Origin of the sequence: Psychromarinibacter sediminicola, from assembly GCF_029168335.1 — a bacterium.
GTDB classification, from domain to species: domain Bacteria; phylum Pseudomonadota; class Alphaproteobacteria; order Rhodobacterales; family Rhodobacteraceae; genus Psychromarinibacter; species Psychromarinibacter sediminicola.
This window is the reverse complement of the sequence record NZ_JARGYC010000013.1, coordinates 56,188-77,457: the sequence shown is the minus strand read 5'-3', so window position 1 is coordinate 77,457 and position 21,270 is coordinate 56,188. Positions and strand designations below refer to the sequence as shown.

The following is a 21,270-nucleotide window of genomic DNA, read 5'->3' as shown; positions in this document are numbered from 1 at the left end:
TCTGGCGAGGATCGTGCCAAGTGTCCGACATTCATGCTTATGTCTCCGACAGCGCAAAGTTCGACCGCGACCCGGCGGGTCGGCGCTGCACGGCGTTCCGCTCGACCGGGGCCGCTGCCCGGCAATCCCGAGAAAATCGTGTCGTGTAGTATGGCCTGAACCGGCCTCCCCGGCCGGCGCCCGCACGCCTCACACGGCTTCCCAGACGCCACTGTCGATCGACCGTTCCATGGCGTCGATGATGCGAATGTTCTCCAGACCGAACGCGAAGTCCGGGTCGCAGCCCCCGGCGCCGCAGATGCCGGCGATCAGGTCGCGCACCTCGATCACCTTCACGTCGAAATAGCCCAGCCCGCCGCCGGCGAAGTCGAACGGGAAGAAGGCCGCGAAGTGCGGGATCTGGCTGCCGGCCAGCAGGGTCTTGAAGCCGCGGTCGGGTTTCGGGTCGCCGAAGCGCGCGACCTTCAGCTCGTTGAACCGCTCGCCGTCCATCAGGATCGTGCCCTCGGTCCCCGAGATCTCCCAGTAGATCCCGAACACCTTGCCGGCCGACACGCGGCTGGCCTCGATCGTGCCCCCCGCCCCGCTGGCGAAGCGGACCATCGCCTGCAGCTGGTCCTCGTTCTCGACTTCGCGGCGCGGGGCACCGGCGCCAGCCTTGGCCCCGTAGCCGGCGGCGCCCTGCGGCTCCGGCCGGGTCGGAAAGTAGGTCTGCGCCTGGGCGATGGTGCTGTCGACCCGGCCCATCAGATACTGCGCCACCGAGATCACGTGGCTGCCGAGATCGCCGAGCGCGCCCGACCCCGCCTCCGCCCGCGTGCAGCGCCACGAGAACGGCAGGTCGGGGTCGTTGAAGAACCCCTGGTCGAACCAGCCGCGGAACCGCATCGGCGTCCCGATCTCGCCGCGCTCGATGATCTGCCGGGCCAGCATCGCGGCCGGCGTCTTGACGTTGTTGAAGGCGACCATCGTCTTCACGCCCCGCGCCTCCGCCGCCCGCGTCATCTCCTCGGCCTCGGCCACGGTGACCGACAGCGGCTTTTCGCAATAGACGTGCTTGCCGGCCGCGATGGCGGCCAGGGCCATCTCGTGGTGCAGCATGTTGGGCGAGGTGATGTCGACCACGTCCACCTGCGGGTCGGTCACCAGCGCCCGCCAGTCGCCCGTGCTCTTTTCGAACCCGAAGCGCCCGGCGGCGTCGGCGGCGGCCTCTTCCGTGGCGTCGGCCAGCATGTAGAGATGCGGCGCCGCCGGCAGATCGCGATAGAGCAGCCCCGCGCGGTGGAAGGCGTCGGCATGGGCCTGCCCCATGAAGCCCGATCCGATCAGACCGATATTGAGTGTCCTGTGCGTCATCGGGTCTCCTTCCGGTCAGCTGCGGCCTTCGGCGGACGGGCCGCGGATACGGCCACGTCCTGCAACAGGTCCATCACTTGCCGCAGAAAGGCATCTGTGTAAATGATGGAAAAACCGCATGCGGAGCATCACATGGCGCGCCGACCGACAATCAAGGACATCGCCCGGGAGGCCGGCGTAAGCACCGCCACGGTCGACCGGGTGCTCAACGGGCGGGTGACGGTGCGCGAGGAAACGGTCCGCAAGGTGGCCGACGCCGCGCACAGGATCGGCTATCACGGGCGCGGGCTGATCGACCAGAAGCTGTCGCCGTCGGTCCCGGCCATGACCTTCGGCTTCGTGCTGCACAAGGGGCGGCAGGAGTTCTACCGGAACTTCGCCCGCGCCATCGAACAGGCCGTCGCCGCCCGGCGCGACGTCAACGGCAAGGCGATCATCCGGTTCTCGACGGAACAGAGCGCATCGGGTTTCCTGACCGAGATCGAGGCGATCTCGGGCCGGATCGACGCGCTCGCCAGCTCCGCGATCAACCACCAGAGCGTCTCGCGCGAGGTGCAGCGGCTGAAGAGCGCCGGCATCCCGACCTTCGCCCTGCTGAACGACTTCGCCCAGGGCGTCCGCGAGAACTACCTCGGCCTGAACAACATGCAGGTCGGCCGGCTGGCCGCCTGGATGCTGACCAAGACCGCACGGCGGCCGGGCAAGCTGGCCGTCTTCGTGGGCGGCAACCGCTGGCACGGGCACGAGCTGCGCGAGACCGGGTTTCGCAGCTTCGTCCGCGAAAGCGCCGCGGAGTTCACCGTGCTCGACACGCTGGTCAACCTGGAGACCCGCAAACTGACCTACGAGGCGACGCTCGAACTCCTGGCGCGGCATCCCGACCTGCAGGGGATATACGTCGCCGGCGGCGGCATGGAGGGGGCGATCGCGGCGTTGCGCGAGTCGCGGGCGCCGGAAAACGTCGCCCTCGTCGTCAACGAACTGACCGAGGACAGCCGCGCCGCCCTCGCCGACGGCTACGTGACCATGGTGATCTCGACGCCGCTGGAGCAGCTTTGCCACGACATGGTCGACATGATGATCTCCTCCGTCCGGTCGGGCTTCGGCGATACGCCGGGTCAGCATTTCCTGCAGCCGGACCTGTATCTGCCGGAATCCCTGTGACCGATTTCGGTGATGCTTTCGCATCATCCTGGACTCCCGAAATGACATCACTGGTGATGTGAAATACACTGGTCGTGATTGACCTGCGGCGCCCCTCGGCGTCATCTTGCGCGGGCCGGACGGGTCGCGATTGAAGGGTCCGCCGGCACTGGGAGGATACCGGCGATGCCGGTTCCCATAACCTGACCCCGCACCGTTGCAGCGCCCCTCCCGGGGCGGTGACGGAGGGGAGATATTGCGCCCCGGCTTCGGGGTTTCCGGCGGATGGAAACGAACCGGGTGTGCCGGACACTCGACTTGGGAGGACACCTTACGATGAAACGAACACTTGTTGCTGCCGGCATTGCCGGGCTGATGTCGACCACCGCGATGGCAGAGACCATCGGCGTCTCGATGGCGCTGTTCGACGACAATTTCCTGACCGTCCTGCGCAACGGCATGATCGACATGGCCGAGGACATGGACGGCGTTGACATCCAGGTCGAGGACGCCCAGAACGACGTGGCCAAGCAGCTCGACCAGATCAACAACTTCATCGCCTCCGGCGTCGACGCGATCATCGTGAACCCGGTCGACACCTCGGCCACCGAGGCGATGACGCGGGCCGCCGCCAGCGCCGGCGTGCCGCTGGTCTACGTGAACCGCGAGCCGATCAATGTCGACCAGCTGCCCGACAGCCAGGCCTTCGTCGCCTCGGACGAGCGCGAATCCGGCACGCTGGAGACCATCGAGATCTGCGACATCCTCGCCGAGCAGGGCACGGACCCGGCGGATGTCTACATCCTGATGGGCGAGCTGTCGAACCAGGCGGCGGTGCAGCGCACCCAGGACATCTTCGACGTGATCGAGGCGGGCAAGTGCGACGTCGAGATCAACGTCATCGACCGGCAGACCGCCAACTGGTCGCGCGACGAGGCGCAGGACCTGATGACCAACTGGCTGTCCACCGGCGAGCCGTTCGACGCCGTCATCTCCAACAACGACGAGATGGCGATCGGCGCGATCCAGGCGATGAAGGCCGCGGGCATGTCGATGGACGAGGTCGTGGTCGGCGGCATCGACGCCACGCAGGACGCGCTGCAGGCGATGGCCGCGGGCGACCTGGACGTCACCGTGTTCCAGGATGCCGCGGGCCAGGGCGCGGGCGCGCTCGACGCGGCGCTGAAGCTGGCGAACGGCGAGGAGGTGGACCAGAAGGTCTATATCCCCTTCCAGCTGGTGACGCCCGAGAACATGGAAGAGTACGCGACCAAGAACTGATCCCGCGCGGATCGGACCGAGACCGGGTGGCGCGCATCCCGCGCGCCGCCCCGACCGGGGCGGTCCGGCGCCCGATGCGCGGCCGCCGGGGGGGAGACCAATGGCAGAGACCACACACGGAATCGGGGGTCTGACGTTCGACCCGAGAAAACGCGAGATGCCGGCGGAGATCGGCGTCGCGCTCGCGCTGGTGCTGATCGTCGCGGTGTTCGAGGCGCTCGGCTGGCTGCTGATGAACGACAGCTTCCTGTTCAACACCCGCGACAATGTCGACGGGCTGTTCAACGTCGCGCGCCTCAAGATCATCATCCTGCAGGTGTCGATCATCGGCATCATCGCCATCGGCGTGACCCAGGTCATCATCACCGGCGGCATCGACCTCAGCTCCGGCTCGGTCGTCGGCGCCACGGCGATGATCGCGATGAGCTTCGCCCAGGCGGGCGAGATCTACGGCAACCCCAACGACCGCGCCGTGTTCTTCGAACAGGGGCTGGTCGACTTGCCGATCATCGTGCCGCTGATCGTCGGCCTGGCCTGCGGCGTTGTCGCGGGCGGGATCAACGGCCTGCTCGTCGGCTATACCCGCATCCCCCCGTTCATCGCCACGCTCGGCATGATGGTCACCGCGCGCGGCGTGGCGAAGTGGTGGACCAAGGGCCAGCCCGTCTCCTTCCCCACCGACAGCTACGCCGCCATCGGCGCGGGGATGATGCCGGTGGTGATCTTCGGCCTGATCGCGATCCTGTTCGGTCTGGCGCTGAAATTCACCGTCTACGGCAAGCACACCTACGCCATCGGCTCGTCGGAGGACGCCGCGCGCATGTCCGGCATCAAGGTCGCCCGGCACAAGGTGCTGGTCTACACGATCGCCGGTCTTCTGGCCGCCGTCGCCGCCATCGTGCTGTCGTCCAAGAACCTGACCGCGCAGGCCGGCATGGGGATCATGTACGAGCTCGACGCCATCGCCATGGCGGTGATCGGCGGCGTGTCGCTGACCGGCGGGCGCGGCTCGATCACCGGCACGGTGCTGGGCGCGATGATCTTCGGCGTGATCATCTCCGGCTTCACGTTCCTCAAGCTCGACGCCTACTATCAGGAGATGGTGAAGGGCGCGATCATCGTCGGCGCCGTGGTCCTCGACCAGTGGCGGCAGCGCCGCAAGGCCTCGAAGGTGGAAAAATGACCGATATCGTTCTGAAGACCGAGGGTCTGACCAAGCATTACGGCGGCGTGCACGCGCTGGACGACGCCGATTTCGAAATCCGCCAGGGCGAGCATGTGGCGATCATGGGCGACAACGGGGCCGGCAAGTCCACCTTCGTGCGCCAGATCACCGCGGTGGAGCAGCGCACCCAGGGCAAGATCTGGTTCGACGGCGACTATGTCGAGTTCGACGGCCCGCTGGAGGCGCGCGAGGCGGGCATCGAGACGGTGTTCCAGACGCTGGCGCTCGCCGACGACCTGAACGTGCCCGACAACCTGTTCCTCGGGCGCGAGCTGGTGAAGCTCAAGCTGGGGCCGTTCTCGATCCTGGACTACAAGGCGATGCGCGAGTCGACGCTGTCGGGGCTCGAAAAGACCGGGGTGAAGATCCCCAATATCGGCAATGCCATCCGCAACATGTCGGGCGGCCAGCGGCAATGTGTGGCCATCGCGCGGACGGCGACCTTCCACTCCAAGCTGACGATCATGGACGAGCCCACCGCGGCGCTCGGCGTGCAGGAGACGGCGCAGGTGGAAAACATCATCCGCACGCTGAAGGAGCAGAACGAAAGCCTGATCCTGATCAGCCACAACATGCGCCAGGTGATGGACCTTATGGACCGGATCGTCGTCTTCCGGCGCGGCCGGATCGTCGCCAACCTCCGCAAGGAGGACACCCACGGCGAAGACGTGGTCGCCTATATCACCGGTGCCAAGACACAGGACGACTACGCCGGCGCGGCCTGAGGCCGCCGGCGCGAAGACGACGCCCGAACCGGGCCGCCCCGCGCCCCGTCGCTTTCGGGTGACGACCGGCGGATTGCGGCCCGCGCCAGACACCCGAAGCCGCCCGCGCGGCGAGGAAGGAGAGCACATGAGGATCGCCCTCGACCCGTTCATGCACCGCCACCTGCCGCTGGAACAGCTGCCCTCGAAGGCGGCCGAGCTGGGCTACGAGTGGCTCGAACTGAGCCCGCGCGCCGATTTTCTCGAATGGTTCAAGGCGCCGCGCGTCTTTCCCGATCGCGTGAAGGCGTTCAGAAAGGCGCTCGGCGACGCGCATGTCGGCATCGCCAGCCTGCTGCCGATGTATCGCTGGGCCTCGAACGACGAGGACGAGCGGCAGGCCGCCGTCCGCCACTGGAAACGCGCCATCGAGATCGCCGTCGAGATGGGCGTCGACACGATGAACTCGGAGTTCGGCCGCGGCCCGCATCCCGACAAGGGCAGCTGCTATTGCTGCCACACCGGCAGCATGATCGAGGCCTGCGAGGACGCCTGGTGGCGCTCGATGGAGGAACTGGTGCCGGTCTTCGAGCGCGAAGGCATCAACCTGCATATCGAGCCGCACCCCGAGGACTGGGTCGAGACGCTGCAGCCCTCGGTCGACCTGATCCGCACCGTGAACAGCCCGCGCGTGAAGTTCCTCTACTGCACGCCGCACACCTTCTATTTCGGCGACGACAGCGTGGCGATGCTGCGCGAGTGCGCCGACGTGCTGGCGCATGTCCACATCGCCGACACCTTCAACCACAAGGGCAGCTCGGGCCTGCGCTATATCGTCAACCCGCCGGGCTCGGCCGCCCGCGTCCACCAGCATCTGAACATCGGCCAGGGCGAGGTGCCGTGGGACGACGTCTACCGCACCCTGGCCGAGATCGGCTTCGACGGCATCATGACCGCCTGCGTCTTCGCATGGGAGGAAAAGGCCGACGAAAGCGGCACCTTCATGCGCGGCGAGATGCAGCGTCTCGTCGACACCTACTTCAAGTGAGGCAAAGCAAATGACCGTCAAAATCGGAGTCGTCGGCACGGGGATGATCGGCCGGGACCACACCCGTCGCATACAGGAGGTCCTGACCGGGGCCGAGGTGGTCGCGCTCAGCGACTACCTGCCGAAGAACGCGGAGGCGCTGCAGGCGGCGCACGCGCCGGACGCGGAGATCTTCGCCACCGGCGAGGAGCTGATCGCCTCGGACAGCGTCGATGCGGTGCTGGTCTGCTCCACCGGCTCGACCCACGAGGCCTATGTTCTCGCGGCCATCGCCGCCCGCAAGCCGGTCTTCTGCGAAAAGCCGCTGGCCACCACCGCCGAAGGCGCCAGGCGCATCGTCGAGGCCGAGACCGCGACCGGCACGCGGCGCGTCCAGGTCGGCTTCATGCGGCGCTTCGACCGGAGCTACAACTTGCTGAAGGCGACGATGGAGGCGGAGCTCGGCGCGCCGCTGATGATCCACGCGGCCCACCGCAACCCGACGGTGCCCGAGCAATACGTGACGCCGATGGCGATCCACGACACCTTCATCCACGAGATCGACACCTTCCGCTGGCTGCTCGACGACGATTTCGTCTCGGCCCAGGTCGTGTTTCCGCGCAAGACCCGGCACGCCCATGCCAGGGTCGCCGACCCGCAGATCGTCCTGCTGGAGACATCGAAGGGGGTGCGCATCGACTGCGAGATCTTCGTCAACTGCCGCTACGGCTACGACATCCAGTGCCAGGTCGTGGGCGAGGACGGCGTCGCCACCCTGCCCGAGCCAATGGCGGTGACGACGCGCAAGGACGAGCGGCTGTCGAACCCGATCCTCACCGACTGGCAGTCGCGGTTCGGCGCCGCCTTCGACACCGAGCTGCAGGACTTCATCGACACCGTCCCCTCCGGCACGGTCGGCGGGCCGTCGGCCTGGGACGGCTATGTCGCCGCGATTTCCTCGGACGCCTGCGTCACGGCGCAGGAGACCGGCGACATCGTCCCGATCTCGCTGCCCGACCGCCCGAAACTCTACGACTGAGAGGCCGCCATGCATTTCGCGATCAACCACATCTCCGCGCCGAAGCTCTCGGTCGAGGACTTCTTCGCCATGGCCCGGCGCCTCGGCGTCCGCCAGGTCGAGATCCGCAACGACCTTCCCGACGTCGTGAATACCACCCCGGCGGCGGACGTGAAGGCGGGGGCCGCGGCGGCGGGCGTCGGGATCCTGTCGATCAACGCGCTTTATCCGTTCAACGTCTGGTCCGGCGACCTGCCGGAGCGGGCGGCGGCGCTGGCCGACTACGCCGCTTCCTGCGGCGCCGGGGCGCTGGTCCTGTGCCCGTTGAACGACGGCACGCCGGTGGCGCATGACGACCTCGTCGCGGCGCTGCGGCACATGGCGCCGATCCTGCGCGACCGCGGGCTGACCGGGCTGGTGGAGCCCCTGGGCTTTCCGATCTCCTCGATGCGCACCAAGCAGCAGGCGGTCGCGGCGATCGACGAGGCCGGCGGCGCGGATGTCTACAAGCTGGTGCATGACAGCTTCCACCATCATCTCGCCGGCGAGACCGAGCTCTTCCCCGACCGGACCGGCCTCGTCCACATCTCGGGCGTCGCCGATCCGGCCGTGGCGGTGGCCGACATGCTCGACGCGCATCGCGGGCTGGTGGACGACCGGGACCGGCTGGGCAACATCCCGCAGCTCCGCGCCCTGCGCGAGGCGGGCTATGACGGCCCGGTCTCGTTCGAGCCCTTCGCGCAGGAGGTCCACGACCTGGACGATCCCGAGGCCGCGCTGCGCGAGAGCATCGCCTTCGTCGCGGCGGCGGTGAACCGCGCCCCCGCCCAATGACCCACCGGGCGCTCTCCCTCGCGCCCCTTGGCCCGGATGCCGTGTCCTCCCGCGCGGCGTCCGGGCCGCAGGACGCCCGACGCGGCGGACGGACCGGACAGACTGGACAGACGACATGACCGACAAGACCCTCGACGTGATCACCATCGGCCGGGCCGGCGTGGACCTCTACGGCGCGCAGGTGGGCGGACGGCTGGAGGATATGGGGTCGTTCGAGAAATATATCGGCGGGTCGCCGACCAACATCGCCTGCGGCACCGCCCGGCTGGGGCTGAAATCGGCACTGATCTCGCGCGTCGGCGACGAGCATATGGGCCGGTTCATCCTGGAGCAGCTGCGCCGCGAGGGCGTGGAGACCGGGGGCGTGGTGACCGACCCCGACCGGCTGACGGCGCTGGTGATCCTCGGGATCCGCGATCAGGAGCAGTTCCCGCTGATCTTCTACCGCGAGAACTGCGCCGATATGGGGCTCTGTGCCGACGACATCGACCCGGCGTTCATCGCAAGCGCGCGGGCGGTGGCGCCGACGGGCACGCATCTGAGCCATCCCCGGACCCGCGCCGCCGTGCTGAAGGCGCTGGAGCTGGCGCGCAAGCACGGGGCGAAGACGGCGCTCGACATCGACTACCGGCCGAACCTCTGGGGCGTGCTGGGCCATGGCGAGGGCGAGAGCCGCTTTGCCGAGAGCGCCGAGGTGACGGCCGAGCTGCAGGCGACGCTGCATATGTTCGACCTGATCGTCGGCACCGAGGAGGAGTTCCACATCGCCGGCGGCACGACGGACACGCTGGCGGCGCTGCGCGAGGTGCGCGCGGTGACCGACGCGGTGCTGGTCTGCAAGCGCGGACCGATGGGCGCCGCGGCCTTCGCCGGGCCGATCCCGGACAGCCTGGACGACGGCGAGACCGGCCCGGGCTTCCCGATCGAGGTGTTCAACGTGCTGGGCGCCGGCGACGGCTTCATGTCGGGCCTGCTGAAGGGCTGGCTCGACGGCGAGGACTGGCCGGTCGCGCTGAAATACGCCAATGCCTGCGGCGCCTTCGCGGTATCGCGCCACGGCTGTACGCCGGCCTATCCAAGCTGGGAGGAGCTGCAGTTCTTCTTCGAGCGCGGCATCGTCCGGCCCGACCTGCGCAACGACACCGAGCTGGAGCAGGTGCACTGGGCGACGAACCGCCACCGCCGGGTGGACGGCGACCGGTCGCAGATGCGCGTCTTCGCCTTCGACCACCGCGCGCAGCTGGAGGAGATGGCGGGCGCCACGCCGGAGAAGATCGGCGCTTTCAAGGAGCTGTGCCTGCAGGCGGCGCTGCGGGTGCAGGACGGGCGGCCGGGCCACGGCATCCTGTGCGACGGACGGCTGGGGCGCGAGGCGCTCTATCGCGCTGAGGGCACGGGGCTGTGGATCGGCCGGCCGGCGGAGTGGCCGGGCGCCCGCCCGCTGGCGCTGGAGCCGGAGCTCGGCCCCGACTGCGGCCGGCTGAAGGAATGGCCGCGCGACCAGGTGGTCAAGTGCCTGTGCTTCTGCCATCCCGAGGACGACGCGGCGATGTGGTCCGCGCAGGAGGACACGGTCGCGCGCCTGTTCCACGCCGCGCGGCGCAACGGGCTGGAGATGCTGCTGGAGGTGATCCCCTCGAAGGTCGGGCCGGTGGACGAGGACACCACGCCGCGGGTGATCCAGAGGTTCTACGACCTGGGCGTGCGGCCCGACTGGTGGAAGCTGGAGCCGTTCCGGACGGAAGCCGCCTGGGCCAATGCCGTCGCGGCGATCGAGCGCAACGACCCGCGGACCCGCGGCATCGTGGTCCTGGGGCTCGACGCGCCCGAGGCGGAGCTTGCGGAAAGCTTCGCGCTGGCGGCGGCGCAGCCGCTGGTCAAGGGCTTCGCCGTCGGCCGGACGATCTTCGGCGACGCGGCGCGGGGCTGGATGCGCGGCGAGATCGACGCGGCGGCGGCGGTGACGCAGATGGCGGAGCGCTATGCCCGTCTGTGCGAGCTGTGGGACGCGGCGCGCGCCGGGGCGCAGGCCGCGGCATGAGGTGCGGGGGGTTTGGGGGCTCTGCCCCCGTCCGCGCGGCGCGCGGACTCCCCCGGAGTATTTTCGGCCAGAAGAAGCCTCTTTTGGCGCAGGGTAAGGAAAGGCGGGGATCATGGGTGAAACGATCCGGCTGACGGCGGCGCAGGCCATGGTGAAGTGGCTGAGCGTGCAGATGACCGAGGTCGAGTCCTCAAGCGGCGAAGCGGTAGGGCAAGCGAGATATGAGCGGTTCGTCGAGGGCGTCTGGGCGATCTTCGGGCACGGCAACGTGGCCGGGCTCGGCGAGGCGCTGCACGGCATCGGCGACGCGCTGCCCACCTGGCGCGGCCAGAACGAGCAGACGATGTGCCACGCGGCCATCGCCTATGCGAAGACGAAGAAGCGGCGGCGGGCGCAGGCGGTAACGTCCTCAATCGGCCCGGGCGCGACCAACATGGTGACGGCGGCGGCGCTGGCGCATGTGAACCGTCTGCCGCTGCTGATGATCCCCGGCGACGTCTTCGCCAACCGCCGGCCCGACCCGGTGCTGCAGCAGATCGAGGATTTCGACGACGGCACGGTCAGCGCCAACGACTGCTTCCGCCCCGTGACGCGCTATTTCGACCGGATCGCCCGGCCCGAGCACCTGCTGACCTGCCTGCCCCGGGCATTGTCGGTGATGACCGACCCGGCGAATTGCGGGCCCGTCTGCCTGTCCTTCTGTCAGGACGTGCAGGCGGAGGCCTACGACTATCCGAAAGCGTTCTTCGAACCGAAGGTCTGGCGCATCCGCCGGCCCGCGCCCGACCCGGCGGAGGTGGCGCAGACGGTGGACGCGATCCGCGCGGCGGAGCGGCCGGTGATCGTGGCGGGCGGCGGCGTCCGCTATTCCGGGGCCGAGGCGGCGCTGGCGGGGTTCGCCGAGAGCCACGGCATCCCGGTGCTGGAGACCCAGGCCGGCAAGGGCGCGCTGTCCTGGGAGCATCCGCTGAACTTCGGATCGCCCGGCGTGACCGGTTCGGCCTGCGGCAACGACCTGGCGGCGCGGGCGGATCTGGTGATTGGGGTCGGCACGCGGTTCCAGGACTTCACCACCGGCTCCTGGACCGTCTTCGGCGCCGAAGACCGCAGGCTCGTCTCGATCAACCTCGCCGGCTACGACGCCAACAAGCACAGCGCGGTGCCCTGCCTCGGCGATGCGCGCGCGACGCTGGAGGCGGTCTCGGCCGGGCTGGGCGAGACCCGCTTCGCCTGGCACGACCCGGCGGCGCGGGAGGCGTGGCACGAGACGGTGCGGGCGGTGACGGCGGCGCCCGAGGCGACCAACGCGCTGCCGAGCGACGCGCAGGTGATCGGCGCGGTGCAGCGGGTGGCGACCGAGCGCACCGTCGCGATGTGCGCCGCCGGCTCCATGCCCGGCGCGCTGCAGGTGCTGTGGCAGGCGGCGCAGGACGGCTATCACATGGAATACGGCTATTCCTGCATGGGCTACGAGATCGCCGGCGCGATGGGTATCAAGCTGGCCGCGCCGGAGAAGGAGGTGATCTGCTTCGTCGGCGACGGCTCGTACATGATGGCGAACAGCGAGCTGGCCACGGCGGCGATGCGCCGGGTGCCGTTCACCGTCGTGCTGACCGACAACCGCGGCTACGGCTGCATCAACCGGCTGCAGATCGCCTGCGGCGGCGCCGAGTTCAACAACATGTACAAGGACGCCAATGTCGCGGCGCAGCCCGAGATCGACTTCGTCGCCCATGCCGCGTCGATGGGCGCGCATGCCGAGAAGGCGGCCGATATCGCCGATCTGGAGGCGAAGATCGTGGCGGCGCGGGGGCGCGACATCCCCTCGGTCATCGTGATCGACACCGATGCGGTCCCCGGCACCGGCGCCGGCGGCCACTGGTGGGACGTCGCGGTGCCGCAGGCCGGCGGGCCGGCGCGGCTGGAACACGCCCGCGAGACCTACAACGCCAACGCCGCCAAACAACGCAGCTTCGACTGAGGGAGACCCCCGATGATCCGCTTCGGCACCAACCCCATCGCCTGGTCGAACGACGACGACTGGTCGATCGGCGACCATCTGAGCCTCGACGACTGCCTGGCCGACACCCGCGACATCGGCTTCGACGGCATCGAGAAGGGCCACAAGATGCCCGACGACGGCGCCGCGCTGAAGGCGAAACTCGCCGCGTATGGGCTGCGCTTTGCCGCCGGCTGGTTCTCGACCAACCTGCTGGTCAACGAACTGGAGGACGAGATCCGCGCCCTGCGCGACTGGATCGCTTTCACCAAGGCCGCCGGCGGCGACCACATCAACGCCTGCGAATGCTCCAATACGGTGCATGGCAACGACGCGGTGGCGGTGAACGACCGGCCGGTGATGAGCGATGCCGAGTGGGAGCGGTTCTCGGCCGGCTACGAGGAACTGTCGCGCGTCGCCCGCGAGGAAGGCGTCGCGATGGGCTATCACCACCACATGGGCACCGTCGTCGAGAGCGGCGCGGACATCGACCGCTTCATGGCGATGGCGGGGCCGCATACGCGGCTGCTGCTCGACACCGGCCATGCCTGGTTCGGCGGCGCCGACCCGGCGGAGCTGGCGCGCAAGTACATGGACCGCGTCTCGCATATCCACTGCAAGAACGTCCGCCCCGGCATCGCGCAGGAGGTGCGCGCGCAGGGGCTGTCCTTTCTCGAAGGCGTGCGCCGCGGGGCCTTCACGGTGCCGGGCGACGACGAGGGCGCGGTCGACTTCGCGCCGGTGCTGGCGGCGGCGGCGCGGGCCGGCTATGACGGCTGGATCGTGATCGAGGCGGAACAGGACAGCGCCCTGCGCGACCCGAAGCACTACCAGAAACTCGGGCTCGACTCGCTGAGACGCATGAGCGCCGAGGCCGGGCTGGTGGCCGCCGCCGATGCCTGAGCGCCGCCCGTTCTTCGACCTCGACCACCCGTTCTTCCGGCCGCTCTGGATCCGCGTCGCGGTGGTCGCGGCCTGCCTCGGCTGGGCCGGCGTCGAGCTGTCGGCCGGCGCCCCCGGCTGGGCGATCCTGTTCGGCGCGCTCGGCGCCTATTCCGCCTGGCGCTTCTTCGTCACCTTCACCCCCCGCGACCCGGAGGACTGAGACATGAGCCACCTGCTGCACCACCCGTTCGGCGCCCACGGCAAGGTCCACGACATCACCCCGCAGACGGCGGGCTGGCGCTATGTGGGCTTCGGCCTCTACCGGCTGCGCCCCGGCGAGGCGGCGGCCGAGGCCACCGGGGACCGCGAGGTCATCCTGGTGATGGTCGAGGGCAAGGCGCGCATAGCCGCGGCCGGCCGGGACTGGGGCGAGTTGGGCGACCGGATGGACGTGTTCGAGAAATCGCCGCCGCACTGCCTCTACGTCCCGAACGGGGCCGACTGGCGCGCCGAGGCGACGACCGACTGCGTGATCGCGGTCTGTTCCGCCCCCGGCCATGGCGGCCACGACGCGCGCCGGATCGGCCCCGAGGGCATCGAACTTGCGACGCGCGGCAAGGGCACCAACACGCGCCACATCAACAACATCGCGATGGAAAACGAGGACTACGCCGACTCGCTCCTGGTCACCGAGGTGTTCACCCCGGCCGGCCACTGGTCGTCCTATCCCAGCCACCGCCACGACGAGGACGACTTCCCGCGGATCACCTATCTGGAAGAGACCTATTACCACCGCCTGAACCCCGCCGACGGCTTCGGCATCCAGCGGGTCTATACCGAGGACCGAACGCTGAATGAGACGATGGCGGTCTCCGACGGCGACGTCGTCTGCGTCCCCCGCGGCCACCATCCCTGCGGCGCGCCCTACGGCTTCGAGATGTACTATCTCAACGTCATGGCCGGCCCGCTGCGCAAATGGCGCTTCGTCCCCGACCCCGCCGTGGCGTGGATCATGGACCGCGACGCGGAGTAGTCGAAACAGCAGCGCGCCCTTCGGTCGAAGGGGCCGGCGGGCGTCGTCACCCCGGTCCGTGCGACGCTCGGCCCCGGGATGGAGCCGGCTGGGGATCAGGTCCAGCGCCGACTCCCTGTTGAGGATCGACGGCATCCACTTCGCGGTCTCGTGGAGGTCGTCGATAGTCTCCCGGATCGCCTTGGTCACCTCGTAGACGACGTCCTCCGGCAGCGCGTCGCGCCCGGACCTCCGGCAGACCGAGTTTCCCCTGCCGAAAATCGCCCCGGCCTCCGTTTCTCTTTCGCCGGCCCCTGGCCTACGCTCTTCCGGGAACGGGCAGGATGGACGCTGTGCAAATATTCGATCTGACGGGAAAAGTCGCGCTGGTCACCGGCGGCAACGGGGGAATCGGGCTGGGGATTGCCGCGGGGCTGGCAGAGGCCGGCGCCACGGTCGTGATCAACGGCAGGAACCGCGAGAAGAACGCCGCCGCGCTGGCGACGCTGCGCGAGACCGGCGGCACGGCCTCGGCGCTGGAGGCGGACCTGCGCGACCCCGCGGCGTGCAGGAACCTGGTTGACCGCGTCGTCGCCGCGCAGGGGCGGATCGACATCCTCGTCAACAATTCCGGCATCAACTTCCGCAAGCCGCCGCAGGACTTCACGCTCGACGACTGGCACGCGGTCATCGACACCAACCTCACCGCGCCGTTCCTGCTGTGCCAGGCGGTCTATCCGCATTTCCAGGAGCAGGGCGGCGGCAAGATCATCAACATCGGCTCCATCGCCGCCTTCATGGGCAGCCCCGTGGGCGTGGCCTATGCCCCCTCCAAGGGCGGGATCACCCAGATGAGCAAGGCGCTCGCCGTGGCCTGGGCGCCCGAGAACATCCAGGTGAACACGATCCAGCCCGGCTGGATCGACACGCCGCTGTCGCAGGGCGCCCGCGCCGAGATACCCGGGCTGGAGGACGCCGTCATCGCCCGCACGCCCGCCGGCCGCTGGGGCACGCCCGGCGATTTCGCCGGCGCCGCGGTGTTCCTGGCCAGTTCCGCCGCCGATTTCGTGAACGGCGCCGCGCTGGTGATCGACGGGGCGTATTCGGTAAAGGCCTGAAAAGCCGACGGTCTCAATTTCGCATGGCGAAACCGGACCGGTCTGGCATAGTCGCCGCGCGGGTCGCGCCGCCAGGATATCGGGCACCGAACAAGGGCCGGAAAACGGACCGAGACCAAAACAGGGAGGACTTCCACCATGTTCGCAACGACCATCGGCGCCTGGACCCGGCGCGCCGCCTTCGGCCTTGGCCTGGCGGCCGTGGCCGGGCTCGCGCTGCCCGCCGCCGCCGACGCCCGGACCCTGAGCCTGGGGCTCAACAACAACCCCGACGATTTCATCGCCGACGGCTTCCGCTTCTTCGCCCAGCGCGTCGAGGAGCTGACCGACGGCGCGCTGGAGGTGGAGATCTTCTGGTCCACCCAGCTCGGCGGCGCGCGCGAGATGGTGCAGGGCGTCGCCGTGGGTTCCATCGACATGCAGATGGACGTGATCGAGCTGCTCGTCACCTTCGAGCCGAAGATCGGCGTGCTCAGCCTGCCGCTGGTGTTCCGCGACCGCCAACACTTCGCCAAGTTCCTGGGATCGGACGTCTTCGCCGAGATGCTCGACGGGCTGGAGGCCAAGGGAATCGTCTTCCCCGACCGCGCGGGGCTGCAGGATCCCGAGCTTGCCGCCAACTGGGTCCGCCCCTACGACCGCGGGCTGGTCTCGACCAGGCCGATCTTCACGCCCGACGACCTCGACGGCTTCAAGCTGCGGATGTACGAATCCGAGATCCCGGTGAAATCCTGGGAAGCGCTCGGCGCCAGCGTGCAGATCGTGCCCTGGCCCGACGTCTACACCTCGCTCGCCACCGGCGTCGTCGACGGCTTGACCGGGACGATCACCGACAACTACGAATGGAAGCACTTCGACCACGCGAAGTACTGGACCAACGTCCACGAGTATTTCCAGATGATGCACCCCTGGATGTCCAAGATCACCTGGGACAGCCTGACGCCCGCCGAGCAGGACGCCATCGACCAGGCCGCGCGCGAGGCGAGCTTCGAGTTCGCGCGCCTGATGCAGGTGGCCAACGACAACGCCGCCCGCGAGGCGCAGGAAGAGGCCGGCGTGTCGATCATCCTGCCGCCGATCGGCCCGTGGATCGAGAAGATGGGGCCGACCCATACCGAGTTCGAGGAACGCGGGCTGGTGCCGGCCGGCATCGTCGAGCGTATCCAGGCGATCGAGTAGGTCTTGGCCGCGCCGCACGACACGACACCCACGGGCGGCCCCGCGCAGGGGCTGCCCGGCTTTCTCGAAATCCCGCGCCGCGCGCTGCACGTCATCGGCCAGGCCGAGCTGGCCCTCGCCGTCGCGGCGCTGGTGGTGGTGGTGCTGGTCTCGGGGGCGCAGGCGCTCTTGCGCTATGCCTTCGGCACCTCGCTGTGGTGGGCGCAGGAGATCGCGGCGACCACGATCATCTTCAGCTATTTCCTGGGCATTTCCTATGTCTACAAGACACGGCAGGACATTCTCGTGGAATTCGTGACCGGCGCCTTCCCGATCCGGCTGCAGGTGGCCGTCTACATCCTCGTGCAGATCGCCACCATCGTCTTCACGCTCTGGACCGTGGTGCTGGTGGTGCGCTTCGCGCCCACGGCGATGAACATGACCACGCCGATCCTGCGCCTGCCGGGGATCCTGACGACCCTGCCCATCGGCATCGGCTCGGCGATGATGGTGCTGACCAGCCTCTACTACCTCGCGCTCGCCCTCTGGGCGCTGGCGCGCGGCCGGGTGGGGCATTCGCTCCACGACGTCGAGGCGCTCGGCCTCGTGTCCCCGCCGGTCACCGACGCCGAGGCGGACCTCTAGCCCATGGTCAGCGCCACCGCCTTCGTCATCGCCATCGGCCTGATGATCCTGCGGGTGCCCGTCGCCATCGCGCTGGGGATCGCGACGCTGGTGGGGTTTTCCATGCTGGGCGTGCCGGCGGTGGTGATCCCGTCGCGGATGATCGACGGCATCGACAGCTTCGCGCTGCTCGCGGTGCCGTTCTTCATCCTCGCCGGCAACATCATGAACGCGGGCGGCATCACCGAGCGCATCTTCGCCTTCGCCCGCGCGCTCGTCGGCTGGGTCTCGGGCGGGCTGGCGCAGGTCAACGTGATGGCCTCGATCATCTTCGCGGGCATGTCGGGCTCGGCGCTGGCCGACCTCGCCGGGCTGGGCGCGGTGGAGATCCGGGCGATGCGGCGCAACGGCTACCCGGTGCCGTTCTCGACCGCGATCACCCTGGCCAGCTGCACCATCGGGCCGCTGATCCCGCCCTCGATCATCCTGGTGATCTACGGGCTGGCCACCAACACCTCGATCGGAGAGCTGTTCCTGGGCGGCGTGCTCGCCGGCCTCGTAGTGGCGGCGGCGCTGATGATCTTCATCTTCCTGCGGGTGCGCCTGTCGGGCGCGGCGTGGGCGCGGCCGGAGCCGTTCTCGCCCCGCGAGGTGCTGCGCACCGGCATCGCCGGGGCGCCGGCGATCTTCGCGCCCGTGGTGATCCTGGGCTCGCTGGTCCTCGGCATCTCGACGCCCTCGGAGCTGGGCGCCATCGCCACCGGCTACGCGCTGCTGGTGGGGCTCGCCTATCGCCAGCTCAGCTGGAGAAAGCTCAAGGTCGCGCTGATCCAGACGGTCACCATGACCTCGACGATCATGTATCTCTTCGCCATCGCCACGGCGCTGAACTTCATCGTCACCCGCGAGCGCGTGGCCCACAAGGCGGCCGAGGCGCTGGCCTCGGCGATCACCTCGCCGGTGCTCGGCATCCTGACGGTCAACCTGTTCCTGATCGTCGTCGGCATGTTCCTGGAAGGCCCCGTCGCGATCCTCGTCATGGCGCCGATCCTGCTGGAGGTGGTGGCCGAGTTCGGCATGGGGCCGGTGCAGTTCGGCGTGATGCTGTCGTTCAACCTGCTTCTGGGCATGATCACGCCGCCGATGGGCATCGGCCTGTTCGTCGGCGGCAAGGTCGCCGGCATCCCGCCCGAAGCCGTGCTGCGCGCCACCCTGCCCTTCTTCGTGCCGCTGCTGGCCGGGCTTTTGCTGATCAGCTTCGTGCCCGCGATCAGCACCTGGCTGCCCGGGCTGATTTTCGGGCGATGACAATTACTTGGCTCGGTCCCGCGCGGATCGTGCTAGACTGGACGGATAACGAAACGACGGCGGAGCGAGCACGCAAACCGCCAGCATGGGAGGAAGACCAATGGACGGAAGCGGTACATCGCTCCACGACGGAGCCCCCGGGACGACCGGCGAGCCGGCCGGCCCGCCGGAAAAGCGCAAGCATTGCCGCACCAACTCGCGGCGCGGGCTGACCGACCCCGCCGACCGCTCCTATCCGCCGGTCAGCGCGGTGTGCCGGGCGCTCGGCATCCTGCGCGCGGTCAACCGGCAGGGGATCGCCACGATCAACTCGCTTTTCGGCGAAACCGGCATCCCGCGCCCCACCATCGTGCGGATGCTGGAGACGCTGATCTACGAGGGCTATGTCGTGCGCGACAACATGTGCGGCGGCTACCGGGTCACCAAACGGGTCGCCGATCTCAGCGCGGGCTACAGCGGCATCAACCGCGTGATCGAGGTCGCCCGCCCGCTGGCGATCCGCCTGACGCAAGAGATCAAGTGGCCGATCGGGCTGGGCGTGCTGGACGGCGACGCCATCGAGATCCAGTACTGGACCGGCACGATCAGTCCCTGGGCGCACACCAATACCGTGCTGGGCATCCGGCCGGACCTTTTGACCACCGCGATGGGCCGCGCCTGGCTGGCCTATTGCGACACGGCGGAACTGGAGCACTACCTCGCCCGGTTCCGCGCCGATCCCGACCGCGCCTTCGACGAGGTCGAGGAAGAGGTGTTCCGCGCCCTCCTGCGCCGCGTGCGCCGCCGCGGCTATGCCAGCCGCGACCCGCGGGTGGAGCCGAAGCGCATGACCACCTTCGGCGTGCCGCTGATGGAGGACGGCCGCGTCGAGGCGGTGATGTCGGTGAGCTTCTACACCTCGGCGATCCCGCATTCGGAGCTGAAGCGGAAGATCCTCGGCCCGCTGATCGAGACCCGGGCGAGCATCGAGAACGCGCTGAACTTCATGAGCAACCAGCCCGCGCTCGACGAGAACTCGCGCCGGAGCTACGAGGTGAGCTTCTGAGACAGAGACGGCGGCGGATGCGCGCCGCCGCCGTTTCGGAGATCGGACGTCCCGCGCGGGCGCCGCCGAGGGCGGGCGCCGCGCGGCAGCCCTCAATCGTCGTCGAGATTGGGATTGGTCGTCGGTATCCCGCCCATGAACCACGGATCGAACTTGCGGTAGGCCACCAGCCAGTCGTCGCCGGACTTCACCATCCGGTCGGTCATGTGGGCGATCTGGATCGGCAGCTGCGTCTCCAGCACCGGCTTGCCGTCGGCGGCGGTCAGGAACATGAACCAGTTGCAGATCGCCCGATCCGGCCCGCCGTCGTACTCCGCGCGGAAGTTGTGGACCGAATGGATCACCGTACGGTCGCCGCGATCCTCGCGCCACTTGTAGAAGGCGCGGATCTTGTCCTTGCCCTTGTAGGTGTTCGCGTCGCCCACGAATTCGGCGTCGTCGGTGTACCAGTCGGTGGCGTTGCGGCCCCAATTGGTGTCCACGTCGTGCCAGTAGTCGACCACCAGCGCATGCAACTGCCGCGTAAGCTCCAGCCGGTCCTCGTCAATCCTCACGGCCTTCCTCCTGTCCGTTTCACCTGGAACCGATCGGCGGCGCCAGCGCGCTCAGCGCCTCGCGCGCCGCCTTCATCATGAAACCGTGGTCCGAGCCCATCATGTAGGCCGTGGCCCCCAGCGCCGACATCGCCTCGGCATCCGCGCGGTCGCCGCAGAGCAGGATCGCCGGCATCCCCCGCGCCTTCGCCACGGCCATGATCCGCTCGACCACCGCGTAGGTCTTGGCGCCGGTCATCGAATTCTCGCCCAGCGCCGCCGTCAGGTCGCCGCGGCCCACGAAGATCGCGTCGAGCCCCTCGACCGAGAGGATCTCGTCCATCGCCTCGACCGCGTCGAGATCCTCGATCATCGCGATACAGGCCACCTCGCGCGCCTGCGCGTCCATGTGGTCGGTGAACCCCACGCTGCCGTAGTCGCCGGCCCGCGTCGTGTTGGCGAAGCCCCGGCTGCCGGGGCGATAGCGGCAATGCGCCACGATGGCCTCGGCCGTCTGCCGGTCGGCCACATGCGGCACCAGAACCCCCGCCGCGCCCGCGTCCAAGACCGACTGGATCGCCGCCGCGCTGCCCTCGGCCACGCGCACCACGCCGGCCACGTTCGCCGCCCGCGCGGCCAGGATCATCGTGTCTACCGCGCCCAGGTCGATGGCGGCATGCTCCATGTCGAAGACCACGAAATCGAAGCCCAGAAGCCCCAGTTGCTCGGTCGCGTGGGCCGTCGGGGTCTTGACGAAGGTGCCCACCAGGTGCTCGCCCCGTCGCAGCCGCGCCGCGAACGCCCTGTATCCCGCTGTTTCGGACAAGATGCCGCCTCCTCGTTTCCGGTCCGAGCGTTACCCGATGCGGCCGGCGCCGCGCGAACCGGACGACCTTGTTTCTCCAAGTGAAATTCCGGCATCGTCGGGTTGGGCACGACGCGCGTTTCCGCAGAGTCGC

20 protein-coding genes and 1 pseudogene are annotated in these 21,270 nt (G+C 68.8%); 17 read left to right on the top strand and 4 right to left on the bottom strand.

What is annotated here, in order from left to right; translation table 11 throughout:
* Window positions 1-189: 189 nt before the first annotated feature.
* A complete protein-coding gene (locus P1J78_RS07050) occupies window positions 190-1,356 on the bottom strand; it encodes a Gfo/Idh/MocA family protein (protein WP_275566627.1) in 1,167 nt (388 codons plus the stop codon).
* Between the two features lie 132 nt (window positions 1,357-1,488).
* Here P1J78_RS07050 and P1J78_RS07045 point away from each other — a divergent pair, with 132 nt between their 5' ends.
* The 12 genes from P1J78_RS07045 to iolB all read left to right on the top strand — a co-directional run bounded on the left by P1J78_RS07045 (window position 1,489) and on the right by iolB (window position 14,546).
* Entirely contained in the window at window positions 1,489-2,520 is a 1,032-nt protein-coding gene (locus P1J78_RS07045) for a LacI family DNA-binding transcriptional regulator (RefSeq protein WP_275566626.1), read from the top strand.
* Between the two features lie 315 nt (window positions 2,521-2,835).
* Complete coding sequence (locus tag P1J78_RS07040; protein WP_275566625.1) at window positions 2,836-3,780, top strand: sugar ABC transporter substrate-binding protein; 945 nt, start codon at window positions 2,836-2,838, stop codon at window positions 3,778-3,780.
* 100 nt (window positions 3,781-3,880) lie between these two features.
* Window positions 3,881-4,963, top strand: coding sequence for an ABC transporter permease (locus P1J78_RS07035; protein ID WP_275566624.1), 1,083 nt, complete (start codon window positions 3,881-3,883; stop codon window positions 4,961-4,963).
* Entirely contained in the window at window positions 4,960-5,730 is a 771-nt protein-coding gene (locus tag P1J78_RS07030) for an ATP-binding cassette domain-containing protein (protein WP_275566623.1), read from the top strand. Before P1J78_RS07035 ends, P1J78_RS07030 begins: the two co-directional genes overlap by 4 nt.
* 127 nt (window positions 5,731-5,857) lie before the next feature.
* A complete protein-coding gene (locus P1J78_RS07025) occupies window positions 5,858-6,757 on the top strand; it encodes a sugar phosphate isomerase/epimerase family protein (protein ID WP_275566622.1) in 900 nt (299 codons plus the stop codon).
* A 10-nt stretch (window positions 6,758-6,767) separates the two neighbouring features.
* The gene (locus P1J78_RS07020) at window positions 6,768-7,775 is read left to right on the top strand and encodes a Gfo/Idh/MocA family protein (RefSeq protein ID WP_275566621.1); all 1,008 of its coding nucleotides are present in this window, start codon (window positions 6,768-6,770) and stop codon (window positions 7,773-7,775) included.
* A gap of 9 nt (window positions 7,776-7,784) precedes the next feature.
* Window positions 7,785-8,588, top strand: coding sequence for a TIM barrel protein (locus P1J78_RS07015; RefSeq protein ID WP_275566620.1), 804 nt, complete (start codon window positions 7,785-7,787; stop codon window positions 8,586-8,588).
* A gap of 115 nt (window positions 8,589-8,703) precedes the next feature.
* Window positions 8,704-10,629 carry a bifunctional 5-dehydro-2-deoxygluconokinase/5-dehydro-2-deoxyphosphogluconate aldolase gene (locus P1J78_RS07010; RefSeq protein WP_275566619.1) on the top strand — a complete coding sequence of 642 codons (1,926 nt, stop codon included), beginning with the start codon at window positions 8,704-8,706 and terminating at the stop codon, window positions 10,627-10,629.
* 112 nt (window positions 10,630-10,741) lie between these two features.
* Window positions 10,742-12,610 carry a 3D-(3,5/4)-trihydroxycyclohexane-1,2-dione acylhydrolase (decyclizing) gene (iolD, locus tag P1J78_RS07005; protein ID WP_275566618.1) on the top strand — a complete coding sequence of 623 codons (1,869 nt, stop codon included), beginning with the start codon at window positions 10,742-10,744 and terminating at the stop codon, window positions 12,608-12,610.
* 12 nt (window positions 12,611-12,622) lie between these two features.
* Complete coding sequence (gene iolE / locus P1J78_RS07000) at window positions 12,623-13,531, top strand: myo-inosose-2 dehydratase (protein WP_275566617.1); 909 nt, start codon at window positions 12,623-12,625, stop codon at window positions 13,529-13,531.
* Window positions 13,524-13,733, top strand: coding sequence for a hypothetical protein (locus P1J78_RS06995; RefSeq protein ID WP_275566616.1), 210 nt, complete (start codon window positions 13,524-13,526; stop codon window positions 13,731-13,733). The genes iolE and P1J78_RS06995 overlap by 8 nt, the downstream gene beginning before the upstream one ends.
* A 3-nt stretch (window positions 13,734-13,736) precedes the next feature.
* On the top strand, window positions 13,737-14,546 hold the full coding sequence (gene iolB / locus P1J78_RS06990; protein ID WP_275566615.1) for a 5-deoxy-glucuronate isomerase: 810 nt from the start codon (window positions 13,737-13,739) through the stop codon (window positions 14,544-14,546).
* Between the two features lie 75 nt (window positions 14,547-14,621).
* Here iolB and P1J78_RS25435 read toward each other — a convergent pair.
* Window positions 14,622-14,759: pseudogene (locus tag P1J78_RS25435) on the bottom strand (hypothetical protein); the annotation flags it as partial.
* A gap of 119 nt (window positions 14,760-14,878) precedes the next feature.
* On the opposite strand from P1J78_RS25435, the gene P1J78_RS06985 reads away from it, so the two are divergent.
* The 5 genes from P1J78_RS06985 (at window position 14,879) to P1J78_RS06965 (ending at window position 19,778) form a co-directional block, all read left to right on the top strand.
* The gene (locus P1J78_RS06985) at window positions 14,879-15,643 is read left to right on the top strand and encodes an SDR family NAD(P)-dependent oxidoreductase (RefSeq protein ID WP_275566614.1); all 765 of its coding nucleotides are present in this window, start codon (window positions 14,879-14,881) and stop codon (window positions 15,641-15,643) included.
* Between the two features lie 138 nt (window positions 15,644-15,781).
* The gene (locus P1J78_RS06980) at window positions 15,782-16,822 is read left to right on the top strand and encodes a TRAP transporter substrate-binding protein (RefSeq protein ID WP_275566613.1); all 1,041 of its coding nucleotides are present in this window, start codon (window positions 15,782-15,784) and stop codon (window positions 16,820-16,822) included.
* A 3-nt stretch (window positions 16,823-16,825) separates the two neighbouring features.
* A complete protein-coding gene (locus tag P1J78_RS06975) occupies window positions 16,826-17,446 on the top strand; it encodes a TRAP transporter small permease (protein WP_275566612.1) in 621 nt (206 codons plus the stop codon).
* Between the two features lie 3 nt (window positions 17,447-17,449).
* The gene (locus tag P1J78_RS06970) at window positions 17,450-18,733 is read left to right on the top strand and encodes a TRAP transporter large permease (protein WP_275566611.1); all 1,284 of its coding nucleotides are present in this window, start codon (window positions 17,450-17,452) and stop codon (window positions 18,731-18,733) included.
* A gap of 100 nt (window positions 18,734-18,833) precedes the next feature.
* Window positions 18,834-19,778: an IclR family transcriptional regulator domain-containing protein gene (locus tag P1J78_RS06965; protein ID WP_275566610.1), complete on the top strand. Its 945-nt coding sequence runs from the start codon at window positions 18,834-18,836 to the stop codon at window positions 19,776-19,778.
* Window positions 19,779-19,870: 92 nt separating this feature from the next.
* Here P1J78_RS06965 and P1J78_RS06960 read toward each other — a convergent pair whose 3' ends face one another.
* A complete protein-coding gene (locus P1J78_RS06960; protein WP_275566609.1) occupies window positions 19,871-20,332 on the bottom strand; it encodes a nuclear transport factor 2 family protein in 462 nt (153 codons plus the stop codon).
* A gap of 19 nt (window positions 20,333-20,351) precedes the next feature.
* On the bottom strand, window positions 20,352-21,137 hold the full coding sequence (locus tag P1J78_RS06955) for an HpcH/HpaI aldolase family protein (protein WP_275566608.1): 786 nt from the start codon (window positions 21,135-21,137) through the stop codon (window positions 20,352-20,354).
* Window positions 21,138-21,270: the final 133 nt, after the last annotated feature.